Annotated in this window: 28 protein-coding genes; 15 read left to right on the forward strand and 13 right to left on the reverse strand. The window is 70.5% G+C overall.

Annotation, left to right across the window (positions count from 1 at the left end; all coding sequences use genetic code 11):
• The first annotated feature begins 20 nt into the window (after positions 1-20).
• Both recA and recX read left to right on the forward strand, forming a co-directional pair.
• On the forward strand, positions 21-1,091 hold the full coding sequence (gene recA, locus ASE76_RS06900; RefSeq protein WP_055836817.1) for a recombinase RecA: 1,071 nt from the start codon (positions 21-23) through the stop codon (positions 1,089-1,091).
• Between the two features lie 123 nt (positions 1,092-1,214).
• The gene (gene recX / locus ASE76_RS06905; RefSeq protein WP_055836820.1) at positions 1,215-1,703 is read left to right on the forward strand and encodes a recombination regulator RecX; all 489 of its coding nucleotides are present in this window, start codon (positions 1,215-1,217) and stop codon (positions 1,701-1,703) included.
• Between the two features lie 42 nt (positions 1,704-1,745).
• On the opposite strand, the gene ASE76_RS06910 is transcribed toward recX, so the two are convergent.
• From ASE76_RS06910 to ASE76_RS06920, 3 genes are all read right to left on the reverse strand, one after another.
• A complete protein-coding gene (locus ASE76_RS06910; protein ID WP_055836823.1) occupies positions 1,746-2,729 on the reverse strand; it encodes a TerC family protein in 984 nt (327 codons plus the stop codon).
• 209 nt (positions 2,730-2,938) lie between these two features.
• A complete protein-coding gene (locus ASE76_RS06915) occupies positions 2,939-3,661 on the reverse strand; it encodes a MarC family protein (RefSeq protein WP_055836826.1) in 723 nt (240 codons plus the stop codon).
• Positions 3,662-3,893: 232 nt separating this feature from the next.
• On the reverse strand, positions 3,894-5,198 hold the full coding sequence (locus ASE76_RS06920; RefSeq protein ID WP_055836829.1) for an MFS transporter: 1,305 nt from the start codon (positions 5,196-5,198) through the stop codon (positions 3,894-3,896).
• A gap of 312 nt (positions 5,199-5,510) precedes the next feature.
• Here ASE76_RS06920 and ASE76_RS06925 point away from each other — a divergent pair, with 312 nt between their 5' ends.
• From ASE76_RS06925 to ASE76_RS06945, 5 genes are read left to right on the forward strand one after another with little or no spacing between them, the layout of a single operon-like run.
• On the forward strand, positions 5,511-6,119 hold the full coding sequence (locus ASE76_RS06925) for a spore coat U domain-containing protein (RefSeq protein ID WP_055836832.1): 609 nt from the start codon (positions 5,511-5,513) through the stop codon (positions 6,117-6,119).
• A gap of 52 nt (positions 6,120-6,171) precedes the next feature.
• Complete coding sequence (locus ASE76_RS06930) at positions 6,172-6,762, forward strand: spore coat U domain-containing protein (RefSeq protein ID WP_055836834.1); 591 nt, start codon at positions 6,172-6,174, stop codon at positions 6,760-6,762.
• A gap of 7 nt (positions 6,763-6,769) precedes the next feature.
• Positions 6,770-7,645 (forward strand): molecular chaperone, encoded by an 876-nt coding sequence (locus ASE76_RS06935; protein WP_055836837.1) that lies wholly within the window; start codon positions 6,770-6,772, stop codon positions 7,643-7,645.
• Positions 7,646-7,655: 10 nt separating this feature from the next.
• On the forward strand, positions 7,656-10,115 hold the full coding sequence (locus ASE76_RS06940) for a fimbria/pilus outer membrane usher protein (RefSeq protein ID WP_236698368.1): 2,460 nt from the start codon (positions 7,656-7,658) through the stop codon (positions 10,113-10,115).
• Positions 10,112-11,125 (forward strand): spore coat U domain-containing protein, encoded by a 1,014-nt coding sequence (locus ASE76_RS06945; protein WP_055836841.1) that lies wholly within the window; start codon positions 10,112-10,114, stop codon positions 11,123-11,125. The genes ASE76_RS06940 and ASE76_RS06945 overlap by 4 nt, the downstream gene beginning before the upstream one ends.
• A gap of 172 nt (positions 11,126-11,297) precedes the next feature.
• Here ASE76_RS06945 and nadS read toward each other — a convergent pair whose 3' ends face one another.
• The 3 genes from nadS to ASE76_RS06960 form a co-directional block, all read right to left on the reverse strand.
• Positions 11,298-11,588 carry a NadS family protein gene (gene nadS / locus ASE76_RS06950; protein WP_055836844.1) on the reverse strand — a complete coding sequence of 97 codons (291 nt, stop codon included), beginning with the start codon at positions 11,586-11,588 and terminating at the stop codon, positions 11,298-11,300.
• 2 nt (positions 11,589-11,590) lie between these two features.
• Complete coding sequence (locus ASE76_RS06955; RefSeq protein WP_055836847.1) at positions 11,591-11,902, reverse strand: type II toxin-antitoxin system RelE/ParE family toxin; 312 nt, start codon at positions 11,900-11,902, stop codon at positions 11,591-11,593.
• Positions 11,903-12,027: 125 nt separating this feature from the next.
• Entirely contained in the window at positions 12,028-12,948 is a 921-nt protein-coding gene (locus ASE76_RS06960; protein WP_055836850.1) for a LysR family transcriptional regulator, read from the reverse strand.
• Between the two features lie 116 nt (positions 12,949-13,064).
• On the opposite strand from ASE76_RS06960, the gene ASE76_RS06965 reads away from it, so the two are divergent.
• From ASE76_RS06965 to ASE76_RS06980, 4 genes are all read left to right on the forward strand, one after another.
• The gene (locus tag ASE76_RS06965) at positions 13,065-13,511 is read left to right on the forward strand and encodes a PACE efflux transporter (RefSeq protein ID WP_055836853.1); all 447 of its coding nucleotides are present in this window, start codon (positions 13,065-13,067) and stop codon (positions 13,509-13,511) included.
• An 84-nt stretch (positions 13,512-13,595) separates the two neighbouring features.
• Positions 13,596-14,384, forward strand: a complete 789-nt coding sequence (locus ASE76_RS06970; RefSeq protein ID WP_055836857.1) for a hypothetical protein — start codon at positions 13,596-13,598, stop codon at positions 14,382-14,384.
• Between the two features lie 267 nt (positions 14,385-14,651).
• Positions 14,652-16,871: an ATP-dependent DNA helicase DinG gene (gene dinG, locus ASE76_RS06975; RefSeq protein ID WP_055836860.1), complete on the forward strand. Its 2,220-nt coding sequence runs from the start codon at positions 14,652-14,654 to the stop codon at positions 16,869-16,871.
• Between the two features lie 62 nt (positions 16,872-16,933).
• Positions 16,934-17,212 (forward strand): DUF3297 family protein, encoded by a 279-nt coding sequence (locus ASE76_RS06980; protein WP_055836864.1) that lies wholly within the window; start codon positions 16,934-16,936, stop codon positions 17,210-17,212.
• A 38-nt stretch (positions 17,213-17,250) separates the two neighbouring features.
• Here the strand turns inward: ASE76_RS06980 and ASE76_RS06985 are convergent, their stop codons facing one another.
• From ASE76_RS06985 to ASE76_RS06995, 3 genes are read right to left on the reverse strand one after another with little or no spacing between them, the layout of a single operon-like run.
• Positions 17,251-17,694 (reverse strand): type II toxin-antitoxin system HigA family antitoxin, encoded by a 444-nt coding sequence (locus ASE76_RS06985; RefSeq protein ID WP_055836867.1) that lies wholly within the window; start codon positions 17,692-17,694, stop codon positions 17,251-17,253.
• Positions 17,691-17,975 carry a type II toxin-antitoxin system HigB family toxin gene (locus tag ASE76_RS06990; protein WP_055836870.1) on the reverse strand — a complete coding sequence of 95 codons (285 nt, stop codon included), beginning with the start codon at positions 17,973-17,975 and terminating at the stop codon, positions 17,691-17,693. Before ASE76_RS06990 ends, ASE76_RS06985 begins: the two co-directional genes overlap by 4 nt.
• A gap of 51 nt (positions 17,976-18,026) precedes the next feature.
• Positions 18,027-19,004, reverse strand: coding sequence for a LysR family transcriptional regulator (locus ASE76_RS06995; RefSeq protein WP_055836999.1), 978 nt, complete (start codon positions 19,002-19,004; stop codon positions 18,027-18,029).
• A gap of 162 nt (positions 19,005-19,166) precedes the next feature.
• Here ASE76_RS06995 and ASE76_RS07000 point away from each other — a divergent pair, with 162 nt between their 5' ends.
• The 3 genes from ASE76_RS07000 (at position 19,167) to ASE76_RS07010 (ending at position 21,967) form a co-directional block, all read left to right on the forward strand.
• On the forward strand, positions 19,167-20,681 hold the full coding sequence (locus ASE76_RS07000; RefSeq protein ID WP_055836873.1) for a CoA-acylating methylmalonate-semialdehyde dehydrogenase: 1,515 nt from the start codon (positions 19,167-19,169) through the stop codon (positions 20,679-20,681).
• Between the two features lie 85 nt (positions 20,682-20,766).
• The gene (locus tag ASE76_RS07005; protein WP_055836876.1) at positions 20,767-21,168 is read left to right on the forward strand and encodes a VOC family protein; all 402 of its coding nucleotides are present in this window, start codon (positions 20,767-20,769) and stop codon (positions 21,166-21,168) included.
• Positions 21,169-21,235: 67 nt separating this feature from the next.
• Positions 21,236-21,967 carry a YafY family protein gene (locus ASE76_RS07010; protein WP_055836878.1) on the forward strand — a complete coding sequence of 244 codons (732 nt, stop codon included), beginning with the start codon at positions 21,236-21,238 and terminating at the stop codon, positions 21,965-21,967.
• Positions 21,968-22,058: 91 nt separating this feature from the next.
• Here ASE76_RS07010 and ASE76_RS07015 read toward each other — a convergent pair whose 3' ends face one another.
• Together ASE76_RS07015 and ASE76_RS07020 are read right to left on the reverse strand one after the other, a co-directional pair.
• The gene (locus ASE76_RS07015; RefSeq protein WP_055836881.1) at positions 22,059-22,679 is read right to left on the reverse strand and encodes a 3'-5' exonuclease; all 621 of its coding nucleotides are present in this window, start codon (positions 22,677-22,679) and stop codon (positions 22,059-22,061) included.
• A 131-nt stretch (positions 22,680-22,810) separates the two neighbouring features.
• Complete coding sequence (locus tag ASE76_RS07020; protein WP_055836885.1) at positions 22,811-23,119, reverse strand: hypothetical protein; 309 nt, start codon at positions 23,117-23,119, stop codon at positions 22,811-22,813.
• A 317-nt stretch (positions 23,120-23,436) separates the two neighbouring features.
• Here ASE76_RS07020 and ASE76_RS07025 point away from each other — a divergent pair, with 317 nt between their 5' ends.
• Positions 23,437-23,847 (forward strand): hypothetical protein, encoded by a 411-nt coding sequence (locus ASE76_RS07025; RefSeq protein WP_055836888.1) that lies wholly within the window; start codon positions 23,437-23,439, stop codon positions 23,845-23,847.
• A 25-nt stretch (positions 23,848-23,872) separates the two neighbouring features.
• On the opposite strand, the gene ASE76_RS07030 is transcribed toward ASE76_RS07025, so the two are convergent.
• Positions 23,873-24,367 carry a glutathione peroxidase gene (locus ASE76_RS07030; RefSeq protein ID WP_055837001.1) on the reverse strand — a complete coding sequence of 165 codons (495 nt, stop codon included), beginning with the start codon at positions 24,365-24,367 and terminating at the stop codon, positions 23,873-23,875.
• A gap of 73 nt (positions 24,368-24,440) precedes the next feature.
• Positions 24,441-26,594: a TonB-dependent siderophore receptor gene (locus ASE76_RS07035; protein ID WP_055836889.1), complete on the reverse strand. Its 2,154-nt coding sequence runs from the start codon at positions 26,592-26,594 to the stop codon at positions 24,441-24,443.
• Positions 26,595-26,825 lie beyond the last annotated feature (231 nt).

Genomic DNA, 26,825 nt, shown 5'->3' on the forward strand with positions numbered 1-26,825 from the left:
TTGAACCACTGGAGTTTTTCATGGACGTATCGACCAAGAATCCCGCTGCCGCCGAAAAGGCCAAGGCCCTGCAGGCGGCCCTGGCGCAGATCGAGAAGCAGTTCGGCAAGGGCACCATCATGCGGCTGGGCGAGGGCGAGGTGGTGGCCGACATCCAGGTCGTCTCCACCGGCTCCCTGGGCCTGGACGTGGCGCTCGGCGTGGGCGGCCTGCCGCGCGGCCGGGTCATCGAGATCTACGGCCCGGAATCGTCGGGCAAGACGACGCTCACCCTGCAGGTCATCGCCGAGATGCAGAAGCAGGCCGGCACCTGCGCCTTCGTGGACGCCGAGCATGCGCTCGACACCCAGTACGCGCAGAAGCTGGGCGTGAACCTGCAGGAGCTGCTGATTTCCCAGCCCGACACCGGCGAGCAGGCGCTCGAGATCGTCGACAGCCTGGTGCGCTCCGGCGCGGTCGACCTGATCGTCATCGACTCGGTCGCGGCCCTGACGCCCAAGGCCGAAATCGAGGGCGACATGGGCGACAGCCTGCCCGGCCTGCAGGCCCGCCTGATGAGCCAGGCGCTGCGCAAGCTCACCGCCACCATCAAGAAGACCAACTGCATGGTGATCTTCATCAACCAGATCCGGATGAAGATCGGCGTGATGTTCGGCTCGCCCGAGACCACCACCGGTGGCAACGCGCTGAAGTTCTACGCCTCGGTGCGGCTCGACATCCGCCGCATCGGCTCGATCAAGAAGGGCGAGGAGATCATCGGCAACGAGACCAAGGTCAAGGTGGTCAAGAACAAGGTCAGCCCGCCGTTCAAGACGGCCGAGTTCGACATCCTGTTCGGCGAGGGCATCAGCCGCGAGGGCGAGATCATCGACATGGGCGTCGAGGCCAAGGTGATCGAGAAATCGGGTGCCTGGTACGCCTACCAGGGCGAGAAGATCGGCCAGGGCCGCGACAACGCCCGCGAATTCCTGCGCGAGAACGGCGACCTGGCCCGCGAGATCGAGAACAAGGTCCGCGAAGGCCTGGGCATCTCGCTGCTGCCGGCCGACGTGGAAACCGCATCGGCTTCGGCCGCCACGGCCACGGCGTGACCTGCCGGGTTTTCGAAGAAAAAGGGGCGCCGGCCGGCGCCTCCTGCCGGCCACCTGCTATTGAATCAATAGCAGGTGGCCGTCGTGCGTGCGGGGCGGTCGCACCGGCCCATCGGGCGGCGCATGGCCTTCGGTAAGCCCTCGCTCAAGGGCCGTGCCCTGCGGCTGCTGGCCGGCCGGGAGTATTCGCGGTCCGAGCTGGAGCGCCGGTTGCGCCAGCACGAGGAGCAGCCCGGCGAGCTGGCGGCCGCGCTCGACGAGCTGACCGCCAAGGGCTTCATCAGCGAGGCGCGGGTGGTGCATTCGGTGGTGCAGCGCCGCGCCACCCGGCTCGGCGCGGCCCGCATCCGCCAGGAACTGCAGGCCAAGGGCATCGCGCCCGAGGCGGTGGCCGACGCCGTGCAGGCCCTGCAGGGCAGCGAACTGGCCCGCGCCCACGACGTCTGGCGCCGCAAGTTCGACGCGCCGCCCCAGGACGCGCAGCAGCGCGGCAAGCAGATGCGCTTCCTGATGGCCCGCGGCTTCGGCGGCGAGACGGTACGCAAGGTGCTGGCGGGCAAGGGTGGCGAGGACGACGAGGGCGGCCGGTACGCCGACGACACCGGCGATTGACACGCCTGGCCGCCGACCGCCGGCTCCGTGCGGCGACGGACCTCAGGTTTCGGCGGGCTGCCCGCGCGTCTTCCACAGCGACACCACCACGCCGCCCGCGATCAGGCCGAAGGTCACGCCGAGCGAGATGACCGCCGGAATCTTGCCGATGATGCCCACCAGGAAGATCTTGCTGCCGATGAACACCAGCACCAGCGCCAGCGCGTACTTCAGGTACTTGAAGCGGTGGATCATGGCAGCCAGCGCGAAATAGAGCGCGCGCAGGCCGAGGATGGCGAAGATGTTGCTGGTGTAGACGATGAACGGATCGGTGGTGATGGCGAAGATGGCCGGCACCGAATCGACCGCGAATACCAGGTCGACGAACTCGATCAGCACCAGGGCCAGCAGCAGCGGGGTCGCAAAGCGCTCGACCTTGCCGGTGGCGGGGTCGGTCTCGCGCACCCAGAAGCGGTTGCCGCGCAGCCCGTCGGTCAGGCGCATGTGCCGCTTCAGGAACTTCAGCATCGGATTGTTCGCGATGTCGGGCATGTGGTCGGCGATGATCCACATCTTGATGCCGGTGAAGACCAGGAAGGCGCCGAACAGGTACAGCACCCAGCCGAAGCGGCTGACCAGGGTGGCGCCCAGGCCGATCATCAGCGCCCGCAGCACGATCACCCCCAGGATGCCCCAGAACAGCACCCGGTGCTGGTACTGCCGCGGAATCGCGAAGAAACCGAAGATCAGCGCGATGACGAAGACGTTGTCCATCGACAGCGACTTCTCGATCATGAAGCCGGTGTAGTAGTCCATGCCGCTCTGCGCGCCCAGGTACCACCAGACCCACGCGCCGAACAGCAGCGACACCGTGATGTAGCCCGCCGACAGCAGCAGGCTTTCCTTGACCTCGATCTCGTGGTCGTCCTTGTGCAGCACGCCCAGGTCGAACGCCAGCAAGGAGACGACGACGACGACGAAGACTAGCCAGACCCAGGCCGGTTTGCCCAGAAAGTCGGCCAGCAGGAAAGCGGGGAGGAAGTCCATGGTTCAGTTTCGAGGATCGCGACGAAGGGAGGCAACGGCCGCACCGGCCGGCCGGCGCCCAGACCTCTGCGGCGGCGCGGCGCCACGCCTGCGGGCGGGTGGCGTGCCGGGGGCGGACGGCGATGCGTCGGCCGGATGGTAGCCGCCGCCGGTGCAAAAACCGCGCCTGTTCATCCGCTGTTCATGCGGGCGCCCTCCGGCGCCAGCGGCTACAGCACGCCCGAGGCCGCGCCCGGCACCATGCCGCGCTGCACCGCTTCGGCCAGCAGCGCGCCGGCACCGCTCCAGAAGATCTGGATGCCCAGGCACAGCAGGATGAAGGCCGAGAGCCGCAGGAAGACGATGGTGCCGGTCTCGCCCAGCGGCCGCAGCAGGGCCTGCGCGTAGCGGTAGCAAAGGAAGGTGACCAGCGCCACCACCAGCAGGCCGACCGCCGCGCCGGCGCTGCGGGCCGCGGTGGCGGTGAGCGACGGGTCGACCAGGCTTACGCCCACGGTGATCGTCGCGGCCAGCGAGCCCGGGCCGCAGGTGAGCGGAAACGACAGCGGGTAGAACGCGGTGCGGTTCACCATCTCCGGCGTGTAGGCTTCGGCCAGCCGCTCGGCCGGCGGCGAGCCGGCCTGGTTGGTGTTGATCAGCCGCCAGGCGATGGCCGACACCAGCAGCCCGCCGCCCACCCGCACGATGTCGAGCGAGATACCGAAGAAGTCGAGCACGAACGACCCGACCACCGTGCCCGCCGCCATCAGCAGGAACACGTTGCGCGCCACCCGCTGCGCCAGCAGCCTGCGCGTGGCGTCCGACGCCCCCTCGGTCAGCGACAGGAAGAGCGGCGCGGTGCTCGGCGGATTGACGATCGGCAGCAGCGTCGCCACCACGAGCAGGAAGCTCTTGCCGAAGGCCAGCAGCAGATCGGGCAGGGGCAGGTTCATGGCAGCGCAGGAATCGGAACGAAAAAGCCTTCCAGCCGGCGTCCCGTGCCGACCAGTAGCTATGAATTATGTAGCAGGAGGCCATCCGGCCCCCGCATTCACGCGCAACGCGAAAGGTGTGAAAGAACCGTAGCGAGCGGCTCGAGTGTGCAGCGAGGACCGGAGCCGTACTTGGGTACGGTGAGGACCGCAGCTGCGCAATCGGGCCGCGCAGTAGGTTCTCTCACACCTTTCAGTGGATGGTGGCGTCGTGGGTGCGGTCCCGGATGAAGAAGGCGGCAACGAGGCCCACGACAACCCCGAACATCACGTAGTACGCCGGCGCCATCGGCGAGCCGGTCGCGCGGATCAGCCATGTGACGATGAACTGCGCGAACCCGCCAAACACCATCACCGCGATGTTGTAGGCGATCGACATGCCCAGCGAGCGCACGTTGGCCGGGAACAGTTCGGCGATGACGGTGCTGAACACGCCGAAGTACACCGACACGAACACGCAGATCGACAGCTGCGCCACCAGCAGCCGGGTGATCGACGGCTCGGCCGTCAGCCAGGCGTAGGCGGGGTACAGCACCAGCAGATAGCCGATCAGCGAGCCGATCATCAGCGGCCGGCGGCCGACGCGGTCGGACCAGGCGCCCATGATCGGCATCAGCACGATCATGAAGGCGGCGCTGGCCATCTGCACCAGGAAGGTGTCGCGCAGCGGCAGCTTCAGCGTCACCGTGCTGAAGGTGGTGAGGTAGGTGAAGGTGATGTAGATCGACACCGTCAGCGTCACCACCAGGCCCATGCCGACCAGCGTCTCGCGCAGATGGCTGCGCAGCATCTCGCCCAGCGTCGCTTGGCGCACCGTGCCGGCCGCCTGGGCGGCCTTCATCTGCTTGAAGGCCTCGGGTTCCTCCACGTGGCGGCGGATGTAGATCGCCACCGGCACGATCAGCAGGCCGAAGGCGAAGGGCAGGCGCCAGGCCCAGGCCATCAGCTGCTCCTGGGTGAAGATCTCGGTGATCAAGGTGCCGGCCGCGGCACCCAGCAGCAGGGCGACCATCTGCCCGGTCATCTGCCAGGAGCCGTAGAAGCCGCGCCTGCCGGGCGGCGCCATCTCGATCAGCAGCGCGGTGGAGGTCCCGAACTCGCCGCCGGCGGCAAAACCCTGCAGCAGCCGCGCCAGCACGATGAAGAGCGGCGCCAGGATGCCGACCGCCGCATAGGTGGGGGCCAGCGTGATCAGCGCGATCGCCACCGCCATCAGGCCGGTGACCATCACCATCGCGGCCTTGCGGCCCTTGCGGTCGCCGTAGAGGCCCAGCACGATGCCGCCCACCGGCCGCATGAAGAAGCCCACCCCGAAGACGGCGGTGGTCAGCAGGATCTGGTTGATGTTGTTGTCGGGATCGGCCGGGTTGCTCGGGAAGAACAGCTTGGCCACGATCGGCGTCATGAAGGCGAAGGCCAGGAAGTCGTACCACTCCAGCGCATTGCCGATGACGGCCGCGAGGATGCTCTTTTTCCGGGAAACAGCGTTTGTTTGCATAGGATTTCGCTCGGGTTGGGGGGGCCGGCGCGCAGAAAAGGGGCACGCGCCGGAGACGGTGCCAGATCATGCCTGCAGACAGGGGGTGGCGGACGGGGTGGCGCCGGTATATGTCCGGGTGCATAAGCCGGTGGCATGCCACCGTCCCGCCATCGGCGGTGCCCGAAAAAGAGGCGATTTCGCCGCTCGCCAATAGCCTTGAAAAAAGGTCGGCACCGTTGTACCCGGGCAATAAAGCTGTCAATATTCACCCAGCTTTAAATCCCCGGTGGCAGGCGCTCCGGGGTGATGTGCTCACCACAGGAGACCGCTATGAAGGCCATTCGATCCATGTCCGGCGCGCACCGTTTCGCCCACCGCAGGCGGCACGGCGCGGTGGCGGCCGCGGCCCTCGGCCTGCTGGCCTCGGGCGGCAGCCCGGCCGCGACGCTGACCGGCGAGCTGGTCTCCACCATCACGCTCAGCACCGGCTGCCTGATCGTCAACGGCGTCACCGGGGTGGGCAACAACGTCAACCTGGGCACGCTCGACTTCGGCTCGCGGCCCTCCACCTTCGTCGGCCCGGTGTCGGCCACGGTGACCGGCGGCAGCGGCGGCTCGGGCGTCACGCAGGTGCTCTGCTCGCCCGACGTGTCGGGCCTGACGATCACCGTCAACGGCGGCGGCCACGCCGGCTCGGGCACCGCCATCGGGCCGGGCAGCAGGGCGATGAGCAACGGTACCGCCTTCGTGCCCTACGAGATCTACCAGGACCCGGGCCACACCGCCACCTACGCGATCGGCCAGCCGCTGGGCGTGACGATTCCCGCCGCCGGGTCGGCCTTCAACCTGCCGATCTACGGCCTGGTCAACAAGACCAGCCCGACGGCGCTGCCCTCGGGCACCTACGTCGACACGGTCATCGTCACCCTGACGTTCTAGCCGATGCCAGGCGCACCGGCACCCGCATCCCGGCCGCAACAGGACCCCCACCATGTGGCGGCACCGCTCCCCGGCGAACTTCTGGCGCCACAGCGTGCGGCGCGGCGTGCGGGCGGCCGGTACCGCGCTGCTGCTGTGCACCGCGTCGCTGGCTTTGGCGCTGCAGGCCGCCGCGGCGGTGCAGGTGCCCACCACTGCCACCTTCGCCGTGGGCGCCACCATCGCGCCCGGCTGCCAGGTGGCGTCCAATCCGGCGCAGGTCACCGACCTGAGGATCGGGCGGCTGGATTTCGGCCTGCACTCGGCCCTGCAGACCGGCAACGTGAGCGTGCCGCTGTCGAGCACCGCCAACCAGTCGCTGGTGCAGTGCACGCCGGGCACCACGATGCAGGTGACGGTCGACGCGGGCCAGAACGCCAGCGGCCTGCAGCGCCGGCTGCACAACGGCAGCGGCGTTTTCCTGCCCTACGCGCTCTTCATGACCACCGGCGGCAACCAGCCGCTGGTGCCGGGATCGCCCCTGGGCCTGGCGCTGGGCGCCTCGCCCACCGCACTGCCGGTGATGGGCATGGTGACGCTGCCCGGCACCGGCGCAGTGGCGGGCACCTATACCGACACGGTGCGTGTCACCCTGTCCTGGTAGCGCCGGCATGCACCCGGTAGCGCCTCTTCTGCTGCATCGCACCGCCGCCGGTGCGTGCCGCGGCATCGCCGCCGCCCTGCTGGCGCTGGCCGGCGGCCCTGCCGCCGCCGTCTCGCCGATCATGATCTGGCCGGTCGATCCGGTCATCGTCGGCGAGCCGCAGGCGGTCGCGCTGTGGATCGAGAACCAGGGCGACCAGCCGATCGCGATGCAGGTGCGCGTCTTCGGCTGGGAGCAGCCGCAGGGCGAGGACGTGCTGGCGGCGCAGCAGCAGGTGATCGCCAGCCCGCCGATCAGCAGCATCCCGCCGCGCCAGCGGCAGATGGTGCGGCTGATCGCCACCCGCCCCGCGCCGCCGGGCGCCGAGCAGGCCTTCCGGGTGGTGGTGGACGAGCTGCCCGGCACCGCGTCGCCGCTGCCCGCCCCGGCACTGGCAACCGACGGCGCCGTGGCCGCGCAGGCGCCGGCCGCTGCCCCGGCCGGCGCGGCGGTGAACCTGCAGATGCGCTACTCGGTGCCCCTTTTCCTCTACGGCCCCGACGCGCGCCCCGACAAGCCGCTGCCCAGCACCGGCGCCGGCGCGCGCCGCACCCCGGCGCCCTCGCAGGTGCTGGAGCCGAAGCTCGACTACCGGGTGGTGCGCACCCCGGCCGGCCGGCCGGCACTGGCGATCCGCAACCGCGGGACCGCCCACGGCCGGATCACCCTGGTCGACTGGGTGGCCGAGGGCCGGCCGCCGGTGGCGGTGAACGCCGGCCTGCTCGGCTACGTGCTGCCCGGCCAGCGGATGCAGTGGCCGCTGGAGAAGGAGCCGCCGCCCGGCCATGGGCTGCAGGCGACGGTCAACGGCCATACCCTGGCGCTGCCGCATGGGGCCGACTGAGCCCCGGGCGGTGCCGGCACGCTCCCATGCGCGACGCCTGCCCGCCCTGGTGCTCTGCCTGTGCCTGCCGCGGCTGCTGGCGGCCGACACCCTGGTGCCGTTGCCGGCCACCGGTGCCGAGCCGGTGCTGCTCTACCTGGAGCTGGTGGTCAACGGCCGGGCCAGCGGCGAGGTGGTGCCGGTGACGCAGCGCGGCCACCATTACGAGATCGACGCCGAGGTGCTGCGCCGGCTGCACGTGCAGAACACCCGGCCGGCCGGCAGCCGCCTGGCGGTCGACAGCCTGCCGGGCGTCGCCACCGAGTACGACGGCCTGGGCCAGCGCCTGCTGATCACCGTGCCGACCGACTGGCTGCCGCTGCAGGCCTTCGACACGCCGCCCCACCTGCGCCGCGCCGAACTGGCCGACGGCACCGGCCTGCTGCTGAACTACGACGCCTACACCACCACCTCGCGCGGCAGCAGCCTGCGTTCGCTCTGGACCGAGCAGCGCGTCTTCGGCCGGCTGGGCACGCTGTCGAACACCGGCCTCTACCGCAGTACCAGCAGCGGCGCGGCCGACGGCTACCTGCGCTACGACACCCGCTGGACCCGGGTCGACCCCGACGACGCCAGCCAGCGCGTCGTGGGCGACGTGGTCACCGGCGCGCTGCCCTGGACCAGCGCGGTGCGGCTCGGCGGGGTGCAGTGGTCGCGCAACTTCGGCATCCGGCCCGACCTGGTCACCTACCCGCTGCCGCAGTTCGCCGGGCAGGCGGCGGTGCCCTCGGCGGTGGACCTGTTCGTCAACGGCTACCGCGCGGCCGCCCGTCCGGTGGAGGCCGGCCCGTTCAGCCTGGGCGAGCTGCCGATCGTCAACGGCGCCGGCACCGCCACCGTGGTCGCGACCGACGCGCTGGGCCGCCAGGTGCTCACCGCGCTGCCCTTCTACGTCAGCCAGCAGCTGCTGCGCCCGGGCCTGGTCGACTATTCCTTCTCGGCCGGCGCGCTGCGGCGCGGCTACGGCCTGCGCAGCGTCGGCTACGGACGCGCAGTGGCCAGCGGCGTGGTGCGGCAGGGCTGGAGCGACAGCCTCACCGTCGAGGCGCAGGCCCAGGTGGGCCGCGGGCTGGCGGTGGCGGGCATCGGCGGGCTGGTGAAGGCCGGTCTGGTCGGCACCCTGAACGCGTCGCTGAGCCGGGGCCGGGCCGATGCGGGCGGCCCCGGCGTATCGCCCGCGTTCGGCAACGGCAACCCCGACGCCGGCCGGGGCGGCTGGCAGTACAGCGCCGGCTACCAGTACACCGGCACTGTCGGCAGCGTGTCGCTGCAGCAGATCGGTCGCACCGCCGGCTACGGCGACGCCGGCACCTATGCCGACGACGGCTTCCGGCTGCAGCGGCGCACCCGCCAGCTCTCGGGCAGCCTGCCCGTCGGCCGCGGCTCGGTCAGCGCCGGCTGGGTCGACCTGCAGGGCGGCATCGCTGGCGGCCGCACCCGGCTCGCCTACGCCAGCTACAGCCGGCCCCTGAGCGACCGGGTCTACCTGTCGATGACCGCCGGCCGCACGGTGGAGACGGGCGATACCCAGGTGCGGCTGCAGCTCACCTACATGCTCGATTCCCGGGCCAGCGTCTCCACCGCTGCGGTGCGCAGCAACGACAGCACCCGTGCCCAGGCCACCTACCAGGACGCGGTGCCGTCGGACGGCGGCTTCGGCTGGAACATCACCCAATCGCTCGGCGGCGACAGCGCGGAGCGCTACCGCGCCGCCGCGGTCCAGTACCGCAACGACGTGGCGCTGGTGCAGGGCGGCGTCTACGGCACCGGCGACCAGACCGCGCGCTGGGCCGGTGCCTCCGGCTCGCTCGGCCTGATGGACGGCCACGCCTTCGCCGCCAACCGCATCGGCGACGGCTTCGCGCTGGTCTCCACCGGCGGCGTGCCCAACGTGCCGGTGCGCTTCGAGCAGCAACTCATCGGCCGCACCGACGCGCAGGGCTACCTGCTGGTGCCGCAGGTGCCCGCCTACCGCAACGGCCGCTACGAGCTGGACCTGCTCGACCTGCCGGCCGACCGCTTCGCGCCGGTCACCGAGCGGCAGGTGGCCGTGCGCGGCGGCATGGGCGCGCTGGTCGAGATCCCGGTGCAGACGCTGCGCTCGGCCACCATCGCGCTGGTCGACGCGCTGGGCGTGCCGCTGCCGGTGGGCACGCCGGTGCGCCATGCCGAGGCCGGCACCGACACCCTGGTGGGCTGGGACGGCGTGGTCTTCCTCGGCCAGATGCAGCCGCAGAACACGCTGCTCGCCCGGCCGCAGAACGGTGTGCTGTGCCAGGCCGGCTTCTCGGCGCGGATGTACGACGAGGAGGGGCTGCGGCAGGTGGTGTGCCGGCCCCAGGCGCAGGGCGGTCCCGCCGTGCAGGGCGCATCCGGCCTGCCGGGCGTGCAGGGCGGGGCCGATGCCGCCACGGGCGGGGCGCGCCGATGACCGCGCAACCTGCCGCCGATCGCAGCGCGCGCCGCACCGCGCGCCGGCTGCGGTGCGCCATCGGCCTGCTGGCGCTGGCCACCCTCGGTCGCACCGCGGCGGCCGCCTGCACCGGCGCCGAGACGGGCGGCGGGCTGGGCAGCGTGCCCTCGCAGCGGGTGATCGCCGGGCCGGCGGTCACCGGCCTGGGCAGCTTCCACCTCGACTGCCCGGGCGTGCTGCTGGCCCTGCTGAGCGCCACCCCCACCGTCCGCGCCACCATCGTCGGCACCGCCCAGGGCCGTCTGCTCAAGGACCCGGTGAGCGGCTTCACCATCCCCTACCAGCTCACCGGCGGCAGCGGCACCGTCTACAGCGACGGCCTGCTGGCGATCAACCTGGCGGGCGCCACCGCGGTGGGCCTCTTCACCGGCGGCCGGGCCACGCTGCCGGTCAACATCGCCACCACCGGCACCGCCAACCTGCCCGCCGGCACCTACGAAGACGTGCTGACGGTGCAGTGGACCTACGCCAACCTCTGCCAGGCCCTGGTGAGCGTCGCCGGCCTCTGTGCGGTGCAGCTCGTGCCGCTGGTGGTGGCCGCGCCGCTGGCCGGCGGCACCCTGAACCGCACCCTGCGGATCAGCCTGACCGTCACCAACGACTGCGCCATCGCCGCGCCCAACTTGGCCTTCGGCACCGCGCCGCTGCCGAGCGGCTTTCCGGCGCTGTCGCAGGCGATCCGGCTCACCTGCACCCGCAACATGCTCTACACCGTCGGCCTGGGCCCCGGCACCTACCCGGCGGGCGGCCGGCGGCAGATGGCCGCGGGCGGCAACCGGCTGGCCTACGACATCTTCAGATCCGACAACAGCGTCTGGGGCACCGCGGCCGGCACCCGCAGCGCCGCGGCCCTGGCCGACGGCCTCAACGTCCAGACCCTCCCCTACACCGCCCGCATCTACCCCGACCAGCCCGCGCCGCCGGTGGGCGACTATGCGGACAACGTGGTGGTCGACGTGCAGTTCTAGCGCCAACCTCCACAGGCGTCCGGAGGCCGGAAGCACCACAGGGTGCCACCGCGCATGGTTCTACGGGCTAGGAAATGTTGCGTTCAGGCGTATCGAGACTGCTGCTGTCCAAAGCGTCGGTAATCAAACAAAAGCCGACTGTAATTAACTGCCGAATGCACCGGCTGGCACCTCATGCATGAAGCGAACGCAGTGCCACCTCTGGCGCGTGGGACACGATCTTGAGCAGCGCGGCTGCCGGCCCTGTGGGGTTGCGCCGGTGCTGCTCCCAGTTCTGCAGCGTCTTGATGCTCACGCGCATTAGCTTGGCGAACTCGGCCTGGGTCAGGCCGAGTTGCTCGCGCACCGCGCGCGTATCCGGGGACGCCACCTGGAAACGGCGCGAGGGCAGAGCCTGTCCTTTTGCGATGGCACTTGCCTCCTTAAGGCTACCCACCAGTTCGTCAAACAAAGTCTTGTCCATCGTCACAACTCCTTGACCAATTTCCGCAGGATGGCCGTCTCGCTGGCGCTCAGGTCGTCCTTTTCGGATTTCGGGTACATCACCAGCATGTAGATCCGGTCGTCTTCGCTGATCCAGTAGTAAATCGCCCGCACGCCGCCACTTTTTCCACGCCCTTGCAGCCCATAGCGCATCTTGCGCAGGCCCCCGCCGGCCTTGATGAGTGCGCCGTGTTCGGGATCCCGCACCAGCGTGTTCTGCAGCTCCCGGTATTCCTCGTCGCTAAGCAGCAGCGTCACTTGGCGTGTGAAGGTAGGTGTCTCTACGAAGACCACGTCTCAGATCATACGCCAATGGCGTATACAAAACTGGAATGTTTTCGTCCAGGGCTGCCGGTATGCGCGAGAAGAATGGTGCAGAGGGAAGGGTCAGTCGCCGGTACGGGATGCCCGAGGCGGGTTCAGCCCTCTGCAGTACGGGTGGCGCCATCTGCCGGCGGCACGCCGATCAGCTCCACGAAGCGCCGCGCGGCCAAGCCCAGAGGCCGCTCCTTCGACCAGACCACGTCCACCCACAGGTCCAGCCCGTTGGTCAGGTTGACCATCTCCAGCACCCGCAGGCTGCCCGCGGCCAGGTGCGGCGCGACGAAGCTGCGCGGCAGCCAGCCCCAGCCCAGGCCGGCGCCGATCAGGCCCAGGGCCGCCACCGGGTTGTCGGTGCGCCAGCAGTGGCGGGCGAAGACGAAGCGCGGGTCCATCTCGGTCACGTCGCGGCTGGTCACCACGATCTGGCGGGTGGTCGTCAGGTGCACCTCGCGCAGGCCGCCGGGCGGGCCGCCGCCCGCCAGCAGCGGGTGCTGCGGTGCCATCACCGCCACCAGCGATTCGCTGCTCACCTCCTGGAAGCCCTCGCGGCCGTCCAGGCTGGGCCGCTCGAACACCAGGGCCAGCTGCGCGGCGCCCGCATGCAGCAGCCGCAGCGCGTCGGCCTGCGGCGCGGCCAGCACCTCCACCTCCAGCAGAGGATAGTCCTGCGCCAAGGTCTGCAGCGGGCCGATCCAGCGGGCCGACAGCAGCTCGGGCGCGATCGCCAGCGTCAGCCGGCTCTCCAGCCCCTGGGTCAGGGCCAGCGCCTGCGCATCCAGCTGCCGCAGCTGGGCGGCCAGCAGCCGCGCCTGCGGCTCCAGCGCACGCGCCGCCGGCGTCGGCCGGGGTTCGCGGCCGGCGCGGTCGAACAGCAGCAGGCCCAGCTCGGCCTCCAGGTGGCCGATGGTCATGCTGACCGCCGACGGTACCCGGCCCAGCCGCCGCGCCGCGGCCGAGAAGGAGCCGCTGTCGAGCACCGCCAGGAACACCTGCACCGTCTCGGTCGTGAATGCCATGCGCCGCCACCTTTCAGAAAAATTGACACAAGCTGACTTTTTGTATCAGCCACGCGAATATAAAGTGCCTGGGTGGTCCGGCGTTGCGGACCGGAATAACCCAGGAGAAATCATCCATGCAGGGCATCAAGCGCCGCGTCGTCTACGTCAGCCTCTACGAGGGCATCGCCATCGTGGTGGCCAGTGCCGGGCTGGCCTTGATGTCGGGGCAGGGCGTGGCGCATTCGGGCGCGGTGGCGGTCGCGGCATCGGCCATCGCCATCGTCTGGAACCTGTGCTTCAACTGGATGTTCGAGCGCTGGGAGGCCCGCCAGGCGGTGCGCGGCCGCGGCCTGGGCCGCCGGGTGGCGCACGCGATCGGATTCGAGGGCGGGCTGGTCGCCTTCCTGGTGCCGCTGATGGCCTGGTGGTTCGAGGTGAGCCTGTGGGATGCGCTGGTGATGGACCTGGGGCTGGTGGTGTTCTTTCTGGTCTACACCTTCGTCTTCAACTGGGCGTTCGACCGGGCCTTCGGCCTGCCGGCCTCCGCCGCGGGCGGCGGTCCGGCGCCCCGCGCGGCGTGACACGGTGGCGGCACGTGCGGATCGCGGCCCCGTGACCCAAGAGGAAAAAGCCGCCACGGCTCCGCACTTCCCATAATCGCCCGGGTGCAGACCTCTCTCCCCGACCGTTCCCTCTTCGCCAGGCCGCATCTTCGCCGGGCCTGCGGCTGGCTCGCAGCCGCCCTGCTGGCCGGCTGCGCCTCCGACCCGGCCCACCCGCCCCCGCCGCCCACGCCGGCCCCGCGCGGCGAGGTCACCGGCGTGCCGGCCACCTCGGGCGAGCTGGTGCAGTCCGATACCAACCGGCTCGTCACCCTGGAGATGCGGGCCAACCTCGACAGCCTGTACCTGCTGATGGACAAGCTGTACCGCCGCAACCCGGCCGAGTGGCGCAAGTCGGGCGCGTCCAGTGTGGAGGCCGCCGCCGCCCGGGTGCGCGACGCGGTCGAGCAGCGCACCCCGTGGCCCGCGCTGCAGGGCAGGCGCGACATCGCGGCCCTGTCGCTGGCGCTGGCGCCCGATTTCGTGGGCGACCGGGTGGCGGCGGTGGTGTACGCCACGGCCGACATGCTGGTCACCGCGCACGGCGGCAAGACGGTGTTCTACCTGATCGACTCGCTCGATGCCCAGCACCTCTACAACGCGGCCCGCAACGTCGAGATTCTCGTGTGGATGCTGGCCCACCGCACCGATGCCGCCGGCCGGCCGCTGCTGCTGGCCGACGAGCTGACGCCGGCCGTACGCAACCTGAGCTACGAGCGCGAGTTCGGCAAGATCGTCGCCCGGCTGGACCTGGTGGCGGTCTTCGGCACCGAACGCTACCGGCGGGCGGCCATCGGCTATGTGCAGGGGCTGCTGGGCGGGCAGTTCGTGCAGTTCCTGCCCGTACGTTGAGCACACCCCCAGGCTGCGCGCTGCGCGTCTTCGCCTACCCCTTTGCAGGGGGCCGGACCGGCGGGCCGGCGGAGCCGGACCCGCGGTGCGTCTGGACGGGGCAGGGCGGTGGCCGTTTTCAGGCCATTTTTGAATGAAAAGTGCCTCTGGTCGGCTCTGTATGCCGGCTAATAGCTATTAAATTAATAGCATTCGCTTGGTTTGTGGAGCGGGCGTCTTTTTCTGTGCCGGGCTGTTGTTTTGACCAGTTGTGCAACACTTGCGCCCATGTCTTCCAAGGAATGGGCCGCCGTCGGTCTGCAGGCTTTCGATACGGCGGTCCAGGCCAGTGCGGGTTTTCGCAGCCGGGCGGGGCAGCGGCGCATGGCCGAGCAGGTGGCCCAGGTGCTGGGCGCGGCGTCGCTCGGCAAGGTGGAGGAGGGCGAGGACGCGCCGGCCCGGGCGGTCGCGGTGATCCAGGCGGGCACGGGGGTGGGCAAGTCGCTCGCCTACTGCGCGCCGGCCATCGCCATCGCCCTGGCCCGCAACACCCGGGTGATGATCTCCACCGCCACCGTCGCGCTGCAGGAGCAGCTGGTCACCAAGGATTTGCCGGCGCTGGCCGCGCTGCTGCCGCAGCCTTTCAAGTTCGCGCTGGCCAAGGGCCGGGGCCGCTATGTCTGCCAGCTGAAGCTGGAGCGGCTGACCGGCATTGCCGCCGAGGGCACCGACGGCGACGCGCTGGAGGACGACCTCTTCGCCGAGGAAGAAGCCGCCTCCCGCGCCTCCCGTGCCGCCCGGCCGGCGCACGAGGTCGAGGCGCGGCTGCAGTTCTACACCGGCGTGGCCCAGGCCCTGGCCCGCGGCGCCTGGGACGGCGACCGCGACGCGCTGGAGTCGCCGCCCGCCCCCGAGGTGTGGGGCCCGATGGCGGCCGACGCGGCCTCCTGCACCGGCAAGCACTGCCCGGCCTTCAACGGCTGCGCCTACTACGAGCGCCGCAAGCTGCTGGTGGGCGCGCAGGTCATCGTGGTCAACCACGACCTGCTGCTGTCGTCCCTCGGCAACCGGCTGCTGCCGGAGCTCGACAACTGCCTGCTGATCCTGGACGAGGCCCACCACCTGCCCGCCACCGCGCTGGCCCAGTTCGCCTGCCGGATGGACCTGGGCCGCCACGCCTGGGCCGAGCGCCTGGCCCACCGCGCGGTGCGGGTCGGCGGCCTGCTGTCGGTCGACGAGACGGCCGACATCCCGCGCGATGCCGCCCAGCTGCGCCAGGCGCTGCAGCAGGTCGAGCGACTGGCGCTGGACCTGTACGGCGACACCCTGCGCAGCCAGCTGCAGGCAGCCGGCCGCGGCGGCGCCCGTGCCCGGCTGCCGCGCGGCGAGCTGCCCGAGGCCCTGGAAGAGCCGCTAGGCCTGGTCGCCCACCATGCCGAGGGCTTCCTGATCAGCCTGCGCGCCATCGCCAAGGCCCTGCGCGCCGAGATGCGCGACAAGCCCGAGGAGGCGCGTCGCCTCTCCACCCTGTACGCCCAGGTCGGCGCGCTGGCGCCGCGGCTGGAATCGGTCTACGACACCGCCCAGCTGCTGCTGCAGGAGGCGGTATCCGGCAAGGTGCCGGCCGCCAAGTGGTTCACCCTGGAGCTCGACGGCGACACCCCCGTGCTGCAGGCCCACGCCAGCCCGCTGCTGCCCGGCTCGACCCTGCGCCACCACCTGTGGAACAGCGTGCGCGGCGCGGTGCTGACCTCGGCCACGCTCACCAGCTGCGGGCACTTCGATTTCTTCTTGCGCGAAGCCGGCCTGCATGGCGACGAGGCCACCACCACCCTGGAAGTGCCCAGCCCGTTCGACTACGCCGCCCAGGGCCGCTTGGTCGCCGCCGCCACCCATGCCGATCCGCGCGACGCGGCCGGCTACACCGCAGAGATGGTCCAGGCGCTGGTGCGCGACATCGCCGACGTGCGGCACGGCGCGCTGGTGCTGTTCACCTCGCGCGAGCAGTTGCGCCTGGCGGTCGCCGCCCTGCCCGACGCGCTCAAGGGCCGGGTGCTGGTGCAGACCGCGCTGCCCCGCATGCAGCTGATGGCCACCCACCGCAGCCGGGTGGCCGAGGGCGCGCCCTCGGTCATCTTCGGCATGCAGTCATTCGGCGAAGGGCTGGACCTGCCCGGCAAGCTGTGCGAGACCGTCTTCATCGCCAAGCTGCCCTTCGCCCCGCCCGACGACCCGGTGGGCGAGGCGCGGGCCGAATGGCTGCGCGCCACCGGCCGCGACCCGTTCACCGAACTGGTCGTGCCCGCCACCGCGATCCGGCTGGCCCAGTGGGTGGGCCGCGCGATCCGCAGCGAGGACGACCGCGCCAGCGTCTACTGCTACGACCGCCGGCTGGTCCAGACCGCCTACGGCCAGCGCCTGCTGCAGGGCCTGCCGCCATTCGCGCTGGTCAAGGTGGCCGCCGGGCAGCGGGCCGGCGCCCGCGCGGCCACGGCCGACGCCGCCTGAACCACCCGGCCGCTGCGGCGGCACCCACCGCCGCGTTTTCCAAATCCGGGAAAATCCGGCCCATGAACGACACCACCCCCACCACCCCCGCGGCCGCCACCCCTTCCGGAGCCCCGGCCCTGCCCGACCGCCTGTCCATCGACCCCCGCAGCCCCCACCACGTCGCCGCCGTGTTCGAGCACGACATCGGCATCCGCCTGAACGACAAGGAGCGCTTCGACGTCGAGGAATACTGCGTCAGCGAAGGCTGGATCAAGGTGCCCGCCGGCAAGACGGTCGACCGGCGCGGCAAGCCGGTGCTGATTACGATCAAGGGGAAGGTGGAGGCGTTCTACAAGTAGGTGTCTAGAACGGCCGCCCTGGCCTGGTGCTACTAGGACTAGGCAGCGACTGCCGTTAATGCATTCTCCACAGGCGGGAAGAACGTCGCCGGGCTGACGTTGAAACGCCGCGCCAGTTCCGCGATCTGGCGCACGTTGAGTTCGCGCTTGCCGCTCAGGATTTCGGAAATCACGCCCTGCGAAGCGATGTCGGACAGGTCGCTTTGCTTCAGCCCGTGCTCTTCCATGAGAAACCTCAGAACATGGGCGGGCGCTGCGTCATTCGGCCAGGAATGCACCCGCGCTTCGTATTCCTGGATGCGGTCTGCCAACAATGCAACCAGCCCGGCGATAGGACTCGACTCGTTGCGCGCCAGCTCGTCCATCAACGCATCGGTCGCCGCCAGAATTTCCTCGTACTGCGCTTCGCTCCGGATAGGCGCGCCCAGACCGAAAGCCTCGTGAAAAGCCAACCAGGTGGAAGATAGGTCGTGCACATTCATTTCCAGGCTCCTTTGTCGTACTCGACATGCGTGAGGACATGTTTGACCCACACGATCTGCGGCTGGTAGGCGATGGTGGCGATCAGCCGGTACTTGTTTCCGCCGATGTTGAAGACGTATTTGTCTCCTACCTTGTCGACGGTGGCAAAGACCTTCCTGAGCTCGGAGAAACTATGGAAAACATTGCGCTCGACCAGATGCCTCCATGCCTGCAATGGCTCGTGGGCGCCCAAGTGAAGTTCTGCAAATTCGCGAAGTGGCTTATTGGAAATCAACCGCACGTTTTCATTTTATCTCATTTTGAGATTGGGAGTGATGTTGGATCGTGGCGCTCAAAACCCCGCCACGAACGCCTCCCGCATGAATCCCACGAACGCCTCCACCGCCCGCGGCACATGGGCCGAATACGGCCGGATCGCGTACAGCTGCTCGCCGAACGCGTCGACCGGCTTCCACTGCGGCAGCACCTCCACCAGCCGCCCGGCCGCCAGCCCCGACTGGGCGCTGAAATCGGGCATCAGGGCGATGCCGAGGCCGGCGGCGGCGGCGTCGCGCAGGGCTTCGCTGTTGTTGGCGGCGAAAGGGCCGGCCACGGGGATGGTCTGGCGGGTGGGGGTGTCGGCCACGCCGGGCGATGTGGGTCGCTTGCGGCGTGTCGGCGGGACGGCCGGCGAGCGGGGCACGAAGGTCCACGCCGGGTGGCCCTGGGCGCGGGGGTAGTACAGGCAGTCGTGCGCGGCCAGGTCCGCCGGGGTGGCCGGCGTGCCCTTGCGGCGCAGGTAGGCGCGGCTCGCGACCAGCACCGAGCGGGTGGGCGCCAGGGTCCAGGCGACATGGGTGTCGGGCGGCGCGGCGGCGTGACGCACCGCCAGGTCGAAGCCCTCCATCGCCAGCGAGCGCAGGCGATCGGACATGTCCAGCTCCAGCCGCACCTCGGGGAAGGCCCGCAGGAATTCCGGCAGCCGCGGCACCAGCTGCTGGCGGGCGAAGGCGACCGGGGCGGTCACCCGCAGCAGGCCGCGGGGCGCGGCGGCCAGGTCGCGCACGCTGTCGAAACCCTGGGCGATCTGCGCGAAGGCGCCGCGGGTGCCGTCGGCCAGGCGCTCGCCCGCCTCGGTCAGCCGCATGCTGCGGGTGGTGCGGCGCACCAGCGGCACGCCGGCGGCGCGCTCCAGTTCGGCGATGCGCTGGCTCATCGCGGCCTTGCTCACGCCCAGCCGCGCCGCGGCGGCGGTGAAGCTGCCCTGCTCGCCCAGGATGTTGAGCCAGTGCAGGTGGGTCCAGAGGGTGTCGATCTTTTGGGTTTCCATGCAGGGATTGTTCACCATGGCGAACAATCAATTCAACCGCCCGGTCTAGGCAGGGCGTTGCGCAGTTCCTAGACTGCAGGCTCCGCACGCAACCATGCGTGCCGCCGACCCGCTTCCGCCCGACATCTCCCGGCCCCCGCCGGACACACCCAGGACTCCGCCATGACCGCCGCCTTCACCGACACCGCCGAGATCGCCCACTACGTCCACGGCCAGCCGTTCACCGGCGCCGGCAGCCGCACGCAGGCGGTCTTCAACCCGTCGCTGGGCATTGAGGCCCGCCAGGTGCGGCTGGCCGCGCCGGAAGACGTGGAGGCAGCCGTCGCCAGCGCCAGCAAGGCTTTCCCTGCCTGGTCCGACACGCCGCCCATCCGCCGCGCGCGGGTGATGAACAGGTTCCTGGCCTTGGTCAACGAACACAAGGACGCGCTCGCCGCGATCATCACTGCCGAGCACGGCAAGGTGTTCAGCGACGCGCAGGGCGAGGTGATGCGCGGCATCGACATCATCGAGTTCGCCTGCGGCATTCCGCAACTGCTCAAGGGCGACTTCACCGACCAGGTCTCCACCGGCATCGACAACTGGACGCTGCGCCAGCCGCTGGGCGTGGTGGCCGGCATCACGCCGTTCAACTTCCCGGTGATGGTGCCGTGCTGGATGTTCCCGGTGGCGATCGCCGCGGGCAACTGCTTCGTGCTCAAGCCCAGCGAGCGCGACCCGTCCGCATCGCTCTACATGGCCCGATTGCTGAAGGAAGCGGGCCTGCCCGACGGCGTGTTCAACGTGGTGCAGGGCGACAAGCTGGCGGTCGATGCGCTGCTGGAGCACCCCGACGTGAAGGCGATCAGCTTCGTCGGCTCCACCCCCATCGCCAACTACATCTACGAAACCGGCGCGCGCCACGGCAAGCGGGTGCAGGCGCTCGGCGGCGCCAAGAACCACATGGTGGTGATGCCCGACGCCGACATCGAACAGGCGGTCGATGCGCTGGTGGGCGCGGGCTACGGCTCGGCCGGCGAGCGCTGCATGGCGATCAGCGTGGCGGTGCTGGTCGGCGACGTGGCCGACAAGATCATCCCCAAGCTGGCCGAGCGCGCCAGGGCCCTGGTCGTGAAGAACGGCATGGAACCCGACGCCGAGATGGGCCCTATCGTGACGAAGCAGGCGCTGGAGCGGATCGAGGGCTACATCGCCCTCGGCGTGGAAGAGGGCGCCGAGCTGGTGGTGGACGGCCGCGGCTTCACCGTGCCCGGCCACGAGCAGGGTTTCTTCACCGGCGGCACGCTGTTCGACAAGGTGACGCCCGGCATGCGCATCTACAAGGAGGAGATCTTCGGCCCGGTTCTGGCCTGCGTGCGCGCCAAGGACTTCGCCGAGGCGGTGGATCTGGTCAATGACCACGAGTTCGGCAACGGCGTGGCCTGCTACACCCGCGACGGCCACATCGCCCGCGAGTTCGCGCGTCGCATCCAGGTGGGCATGGTCGGCATCAACGTGCCGATCCCGGTGCCGATGGCCTGGCACGGTTTCGGCGGCTGGAAGCGCTCGCTGTTCGGCGACATGCACGCCTACGGCGAGGAAGGCGTGCGCTTCTACACCAAGCAGAAATCGGTGATGCAGCGCTGGCCCGAAAGCACCGAGAAGGGCGCCGAGTTCGTGATGCCGACGGCCAAGTAGCCGCACGCCGCCGCGCGCTGCTGACACCACGCTGTCAGCAGCCCCCCCGCAGCATCGGAGCCTTCCCTCACAACGGAGTGCTCCCATGACCCTCGCCACCCCCGCAACCACCCCCGTCCAGTCGATCACCTGGTTCGAGATCCCCTGCGCCGACCTCGACGGCGCCCAGCGCTTCTACGAGGCGGTGGTCGGCCGCCCGATGCAGCGCACCGACTTCGGCGGCGACCCGTTGGCCGTCTTCTCCTACGACCGCCCCGCCACCGGCGGCTGCCTGGCCGCCGGCCCGGCCCGGAAGGCGGCGGGCGACGCGGGCGTGCGGATTTATCTCGACTGCGGCAGCAGCGTCGAGGCCGCGCTGGCCCGCGCATCGGCCGCCGGCGGTACGGCGCAGGCGGGTGTCGTCGAGCTGCCGCACGGCATCGGCTGGATCGGCCACATGCGCGACCTGGACGGCAACCTCGTCGGGCTGCACGCACCCGGCCGTTGAAAAGTAGACGCACGTCCTACCATGCGTGCTTCGCTCCCCCGTACTTCCGCCGACCCCATCCTCCCGCATGCGCCGCGCCGACCGCCTGTTCCAGATCGTCCAGCTGATCCGCGGCCGGCGGCTCACCACCGCCGCGTTCCTGGCCGCGCGGCTGGAGGTGTCGGAGCGCACCGTCTACCGCGACGTGGCCGACCTGCAGCGCCAGGGCGTGCCGATCGAGGGCGAGGCCGGCGTCGGCTACCGGCTGGGCCGCGGCTTCGATCTGCCGCCGCTGATGTTCAGCCAGGACGAGGCGCAGGCGCTGGTGGCCGCGGCGCGCATCGCGCAGCCCTGGCTCGACCCGGCGCTGGCGGCGGCGGCCGAATCGGCGCTGGGCAAGATGCTGTCGGTGCTGCCCGGCTCCGCCCGCGCGGCGGCCGAGGGGCTGGCGCTCTTCGCGCCGCGCGGCCGGCCCCCTGCGCCGGTGCTGGCGAGGCTCCAGCAGTTGCGCGAGGCGGTGCATGCACGCACCCGCCTGCAGATCGCCTACCGCGACGAGGCCGGGCGCGACAGCCGGCGCGCGGTGCGGCCGCTGGGCTGCTTCTTCTGGGGCGAGGTCTGGACCCTGGCCGCCTGGTGCGAGGCGCGGCAGGATTTCCGGATGTTCCGGGTCGACCGCATCGCCGAGCTGTCGGCCTGCGGCGACCGCTTCCCGGACGAGCCGGGCCGCACCCTGGCCGACCTGTTCCGCCGGACCCGGGCCGAGCTGGAGGCGAGCGGCAAGACGATGCAGTCGATCGGCCTGGGCGACTACTCCTAAAACGATAGCAGCAGGTCGGCGCCGCACGCCGGCCCCGCCCATCTTTCTTCTGAAAACCGCTGGGGTCGCCGGCCCGGGGAGCCAGACGCCGTCAGCCGGCCCGCAGCGCGTTCTGCTCGTCGGCGGCCAGCGCCGCGTATACCCGGATCGCCGCGTACGCATCGTTGGCGGCGTAGACGATCTGCGATTCGGAGAGCTGCGGGTTCGCCCAGTTGGTGGTCGCCACCTTCTTCGACTTGACGAAGCGCTGGCCGAAGAGGATGGCGGCCGCGGCCTTCACGCCCACCTCCTTGCGGTAGCCGCGCTCGCGGAACACCGTGTCCAGGTCCATCACCGCCTGCGGCTCCACGCCCAGACGGTTGCGCAGCTGCCGCAGATCGCCCGACAGGCCGAAGCCCACCTTGCGCACCGCGGGCGAGCGCAGCAGCGCGGCGGTCACCCGCAGGCAGTCGGGGTCGTGCAGCTGGAACACCCAGGCGGTCCGCAGGGTCGAGAACTGGGCCACGTGCGGGCCTTCCGACACGTCGCCGCGGGCGAAGGTGGGTTTGGATTCGGTGTCGAAGCCCAGCACCTCGACGCCCATCAGCTCCGCGTCGGCGGCGCGCGCCTGGGCCGAGGTGGAGACGACCCGGATGTCCGGCAGCGCCAGGCGGGTGAATTCGGGCAACGCGGCGATCGCGTCTTTTTCGGGGGCAAGCAGTCGGCCGTTCATGGGGCGTGAAGGTACCACGCAGCCGCCACGCCCAGCGCCGGCCCAGGCGCACGTGGAAAAGCCCGCCGGGCGCAAGGCGCGGCGGGCTTCGGAGGTGCGGACCGCCGTGGGGCGGCGGGCACGGGTCGCTATCAGAAGCTGGTGAATTCGCCGCGGGCGATCTGGTCGGCACGGGCGGCCTGGATCGCCTGGCTGCGCACCGCGACACGGCTGGTGGCCGATGCGGGAGCGCGCTGCACGCCGTCGTCCGCGACTTCGGAGTTGTTCTGCGTGCGGGTGGCCTGGATGGCTTCGGCCTGCACGTCGGCGCGGCTGCGTTGCGACGTCACTTGCTGGGCGTAGGGCGAGAAGCTGTCGCCTTCGCCGGCGGCGTGGGCGGCAACGCCGAAGCTGCTCAGCAGGGCCAGGGTAGAAGCGGCAAGAATGGTGCGGGTGTTCATGGTGATTTCCTCGGGATGGTTCGATGCGGTGATAAGGACTTCCGGCGGGCGCCACCGTGGCGTTCTCCGTTTCGGTGAGTCGTGCATCTGTGTGCGGCTCATCGATGGGTTGAACTTTAGGCTTTCGATCCATTTGGAAAAAGCCGATTGCGCGCAATGCAATGTTTCCGATACCGCAACAGTGGCGTCGCCGTGGCCTACGCAGGCATCCCTCAGCCACCCCTGCAGCGGCCCCGCGCCACCCGGTTACAACGGGACGCGCGCCGTGCCGCGGCGGTGCGCACAATCGCGCTTTTCATGCACCGAGGAGCCCCGCCATGCACCGCACCGTTTCCGCCTTCGTCCGCGCCACCACCGCCGCCACCTGCCTGGTGCTGGCCGCGCCGCTCGCCTTCGCCCAGGTGCCGGCCTTGCAGGGCCAGGGCGCGGTGCGCCATGTCTGCGGCGGCATCGGCTCGGACGAATCGACCGCGTTCCGCGCCGCGATGAAGGACCATCCGCTCTCGCTGTTGTTCGCCCGCGCCTCGGGCGACTACCTGGCCGACGTGCAGGTCGACGTGCAGGATGCGCAGGGCAAGTCGGTGCTGTCGACCAAGGCCGCCGGCCCGGTCTGCCTGGTCGATCTGCCGAAGGGCACGTACACGGTGCACGCCAGTGCCGGCAGCGGCCACAAGGTGCAGACGGTGACCGTCGACGGCACGCCGCGCACCGCCGATTTCCGCTTCTGATCCCGCGGCGCCGCCGCGCGCCGGATCAGGTGCCGCCGGCGGCCAGCGCGGCCTCGATGTCGGGCGCGATGTTCTCGGGCTTGTCCATCGAGCCGTAGCGCTTCAGCACCCGCCCGTCGCGGCCGACCAGGAACTTGGTGAAATTCCACTTGATCGCCTTGCTGCCCAGCACGCCGGGCGCCTCGTCCTTCAACCAGACGAAGAGCGGGTCGGCCCCGTCGCCGTTGACCTCGACCTTCTCCATCATCGGGAAGTCGACCCCGTAGTTCTTCTGGCAAAACGCGCCGATCTCGGCGTTGCTGCCCTTGTCCTGTGCGCCGAACTGGTTGCACGGAAACCCCAGCACCGCCAGACCCTGCGCCGCATAGCGCTGGTGCAGCGACTGCAGCCCTGCGAACTGCGGCGTGAAGCCGCAGGCGCTCGCGGTGTTGACCACCAGCACCACCTGGCCCGCGTACTGCGCAAGGGGCACGGCACGGCCGTCGATGGACTGGGCCTGGAAGTCGGAGAGGGTGGTCATGGCGGCGGGCTCGCGGTGGTGAAGGTGGGCCATGCTAGCGGGCGACGCGATGCCGCAGGTTCGAAAAGCGCGCTCAATACCGCACGCGCAGCGTCGCCACCAGCCGGCGCGGCTCGCCGTAGAAGTTCTGGCGGCCGGGGGAGGAGAGCTTTTCGTAGTACGTCTTGTCGAGCAGGTTCTCGGCATTGAGGCTCACCGCCACCTTGTCGTTAACCTGGTAGGCGACCTGGGCGTTGAGCAGGGTGTAGTTGCCCGATACCAGCCGCAGCGCGCCGCTCTGCGAGAAGAATTCGCTGCGGTACGACAGCCCGCCGCCCACGCTCCAGCCTTGCAGCATCGCGGCGCGGAACGCATAGCGGGTGAACAGGTTGACGCTGTGTTTGGGCGTGATGGCGCTGAAGACTTGGCCCTGCTGGGCGGCCGGCGCGCGCAGGTACTTCGTGTCGGTATACGCATAGCCGGCCAGCAGGTCCCAGCCGGGCATGACCTGGCCACTCACCTCGGCCTCGAAGCCCTGGCTGCGCACCTTGCCGCCGGCCACCGAGGCGTTGGGCACCGACGGGTCGGCCACCGCGCGGCCGGTGTCGAGGATGCGGAACAGCGCGGCATGGGCGTTGAGCCGCTTGTCCAGCAGCGCGCCCTTCAGGCCCAGCTCCACCTGCTTGCCGGTGCGCGGCGGCAGCAGCTGGCGCGCCGCGTCGGTCTCGCTCTGCACCGCGAAGGTCTCGACATAGCTGGTGTAGACGGTGAACCGGCCGTCGAGGTCGTAGAGCAGCGCCAGCAGCGGGGTGAACTGCCGGCCCGGGTCTTGGCGGCCGGTGACCGCGCCGCTGGCGGTGCTGCGGGTCTGCGCCTCCGCCCAGCTCGTGCGGCCGCCGGCCACCAGTTTCAGCCGGTCGGCCAGGGCGATCTGGGCCTGGCCGTAGACCGCGTTCTCGCGCCGCTCGATCGTGCTGGTGTAGCCCGGCAGGCGGACGTCGGGGTAGGCCAGGTCGTAGTCGGGCCGCAGCAGGTTGAAGGGCAGCGTGGGACCGAAGCCGAAGTTGCCTTCGTAGCTGGTGCCCTCGTTGCGGCTCGCGCCCAGCAGCAGGCGGTGGGTGCGGCCGCCCACGACCACCGGGGTGGTCACGAAGAGGTCGTAGTTGCGGTTCCTGGATTCGGTCAGGCCGTCGACCGTCTGCAGCGCGATGGCGCCGTTGGCCGCCATCGCGCTGTTGGAGCGGGCCGAGCGGTAGTAGGCCTCGCGGTCGACGTCGCGGACCGACACGCGCGCCATGCCGCCGTTGTCCAGCCGATGCTCGAGCTCTGCGAAGGTGTCGGCCGTCTCCAGGTTCTGCCGGTTGGCGCGCAGGCCGGCAAAGGCCGAGCGGGGCAGGTCGATCAGCCGGCCGTCGGCATAGGTGGGCAGGCCCTGGTCGACCGCGGCGCGGGTGCGCTGGCGCGCGGTGCCGACCGAGAGCGTGGTCCGCGGGCCAAGGTCGAGCTCCAGCGTGCCGTAGCCCAGCTGCTTGTCGTTGAAAAGCGTGTCGGTGAAGCCGTCGCGTTTTTCCGATACCGCCACCACGCGCCCGCGCAGCGTGCCGGCGGCGTTCAGCGCGCCGGTGATGTCCACGTCAGCGCGCTTCAGGCCGAAGGAGCCGGCCGAGACATTGGCCGCCAGCCCCAGCGTGCTGCGGGCGCGCTTTCGCACCAGGTTGATTGTGCCGCCCGGTTCGCCCGCGCCCTGCAGCAGGCCGGCCGGGCCGCGCAGCACCTCGATGCGGTCGTACACCGCGGTGTCCAGCGTCGCGTAGTTGCCCTGCGCGATCGGCATGCCGTCGAGCTGGATCGTGCCGATGTCGAAGCCGCGCGCCTGGAAGCTGTTGTAGTTGCCGGCACCGTCGAAGCGGGTCACGGTGATGCCGGTGGTCTGCTTGACCGCGTCCTCCACCTTGGTGAAGTTGCGGTCGTCCAGTTGCTGGCGGGTGATGACGCTGACCGACTGCGGTGTCTCGCGCAGCGTCTGCGGCATCTTGCCGATGCTGACCGCGCGGGCGGTGTACTGGCCGGTGTCCTCGCTGGTGGCGCCGCCGGTGTCGACCACCTGCACTTCGGGCAGGGCGGCGCCGCTGCGCGGCGGTGTGTCGGCGGCGGCCTGGGCGAAGGCGCCGCCGACCGAGAGGCCGGCCAGCGCCAGCGCCGCGGCGGAGACGACGGGCCGAAGGCGGACCCGCGGGCCGACCCGCATAGAGGGATCAGGGCGCAGCGCCGGGCAGGCGCCCGCCGTGACAAGGCAGAAGGGGAGCATCGCAGAACGTCCAGCAAGAGGGCAGGGGCCCTGCGGCGGGTGGGGCGCAGGGCGGCGGCTGCGGTAGCTGGCAGGTGCGCAGGGGGCGCGGCTGGCGTTCCGGAAGAGGCGGGCGCAGTGTAGCAAGGCGGGCATGTCGCCCGTACCCGGCCACGGCGGCATGGGGCCGCG

The sequence above is a fragment of the Xylophilus sp. Leaf220 genome, assembly GCF_001421705.1.
GTDB lineage: Bacteria > Pseudomonadota > Gammaproteobacteria > Burkholderiales > Burkholderiaceae_C > Xylophilus.

Coding starts and splice junctions, on each gene's coding strand:
- ASE76_RS06945 (WP_055836841.1), top strand. CDS start 10,112: ATGACCGCGCAACCTGCCGCCGATCGCAGCGCGCGCCGCACCGCGCGC.
- ASE76_RS06910 (WP_055836823.1), bottom strand. CDS start 2,729: ATGGACTTCCTCCCCGCTTTCCTGCTGGCCGACTTTCTGGGCAAACCG.
- ASE76_RS07025 (WP_055836888.1), top strand. CDS start 23,437: ATGCACCGCACCGTTTCCGCCTTCGTCCGCGCCACCACCGCCGCCACC.
- ASE76_RS07020 (WP_055836885.1), bottom strand. CDS start 23,119: ATGAACACCCGCACCATTCTTGCCGCTTCTACCCTGGCCCTGCTGAGC.
- ASE76_RS06915 (WP_055836826.1), bottom strand. CDS start 3,661: ATGAACCTGCCCCTGCCCGATCTGCTGCTGGCCTTCGGCAAGAGCTTC.
- recX (WP_055836820.1), top strand. CDS start 1,215: ATGGCCTTCGGTAAGCCCTCGCTCAAGGGCCGTGCCCTGCGGCTGCTG.
- ASE76_RS06960 (WP_055836850.1), bottom strand. CDS start 12,948: ATGGCATTCACGACCGAGACGGTGCAGGTGTTCCTGGCGGTGCTCGAC.
- dinG (WP_055836860.1), top strand. CDS start 14,652: ATGTCTTCCAAGGAATGGGCCGCCGTCGGTCTGCAGGCTTTCGATACG.
- ASE76_RS07035 (WP_055836889.1), bottom strand. CDS start 26,594: ATGCGGGTCGGCCCGCGGGTCCGCCTTCGGCCCGTCGTCTCCGCCGCG.
- ASE76_RS07015 (WP_055836881.1), bottom strand. CDS start 22,679: ATGAACGGCCGACTGCTTGCCCCCGAAAAAGACGCGATCGCCGCGTTG.
- ASE76_RS06920 (WP_055836829.1), bottom strand. CDS start 5,198: ATGCAAACAAACGCTGTTTCCCGGAAAAAGAGCATCCTCGCGGCCGTC.
- ASE76_RS06985 (WP_055836867.1), bottom strand. CDS start 17,694: ATGAATGTGCACGACCTATCTTCCACCTGGTTGGCTTTTCACGAGGCT.
- ASE76_RS06935 (WP_055836837.1), top strand. CDS start 6,770: ATGCACCCGGTAGCGCCTCTTCTGCTGCATCGCACCGCCGCCGGTGCG.
- ASE76_RS07030 (WP_055837001.1), bottom strand. CDS start 24,367: ATGACCACCCTCTCCGACTTCCAGGCCCAGTCCATCGACGGCCGTGCC.
- ASE76_RS06925 (WP_055836832.1), top strand. CDS start 5,511: ATGAAGGCCATTCGATCCATGTCCGGCGCGCACCGTTTCGCCCACCGC.
- ASE76_RS06930 (WP_055836834.1), top strand. CDS start 6,172: ATGTGGCGGCACCGCTCCCCGGCGAACTTCTGGCGCCACAGCGTGCGG.
- ASE76_RS07005 (WP_055836876.1), top strand. CDS start 20,767: ATGACCCTCGCCACCCCCGCAACCACCCCCGTCCAGTCGATCACCTGG.
- ASE76_RS06995 (WP_055836999.1), bottom strand. CDS start 19,004: ATGGAAACCCAAAAGATCGACACCCTCTGGACCCACCTGCACTGGCTC.
- ASE76_RS06980 (WP_055836864.1), top strand. CDS start 16,934: ATGAACGACACCACCCCCACCACCCCCGCGGCCGCCACCCCTTCCGGA.
- ASE76_RS07010 (WP_055836878.1), top strand. CDS start 21,236: ATGCGCCGCGCCGACCGCCTGTTCCAGATCGTCCAGCTGATCCGCGGC.
- ASE76_RS06965 (WP_055836853.1), top strand. CDS start 13,065: ATGCAGGGCATCAAGCGCCGCGTCGTCTACGTCAGCCTCTACGAGGGC.
- nadS (WP_055836844.1), bottom strand. CDS start 11,588: ATGGACAAGACTTTGTTTGACGAACTGGTGGGTAGCCTTAAGGAGGCA.
- ASE76_RS07000 (WP_055836873.1), top strand. CDS start 19,167: ATGACCGCCGCCTTCACCGACACCGCCGAGATCGCCCACTACGTCCAC.
- recA (WP_055836817.1), top strand. CDS start 21: ATGGACGTATCGACCAAGAATCCCGCTGCCGCCGAAAAGGCCAAGGCC.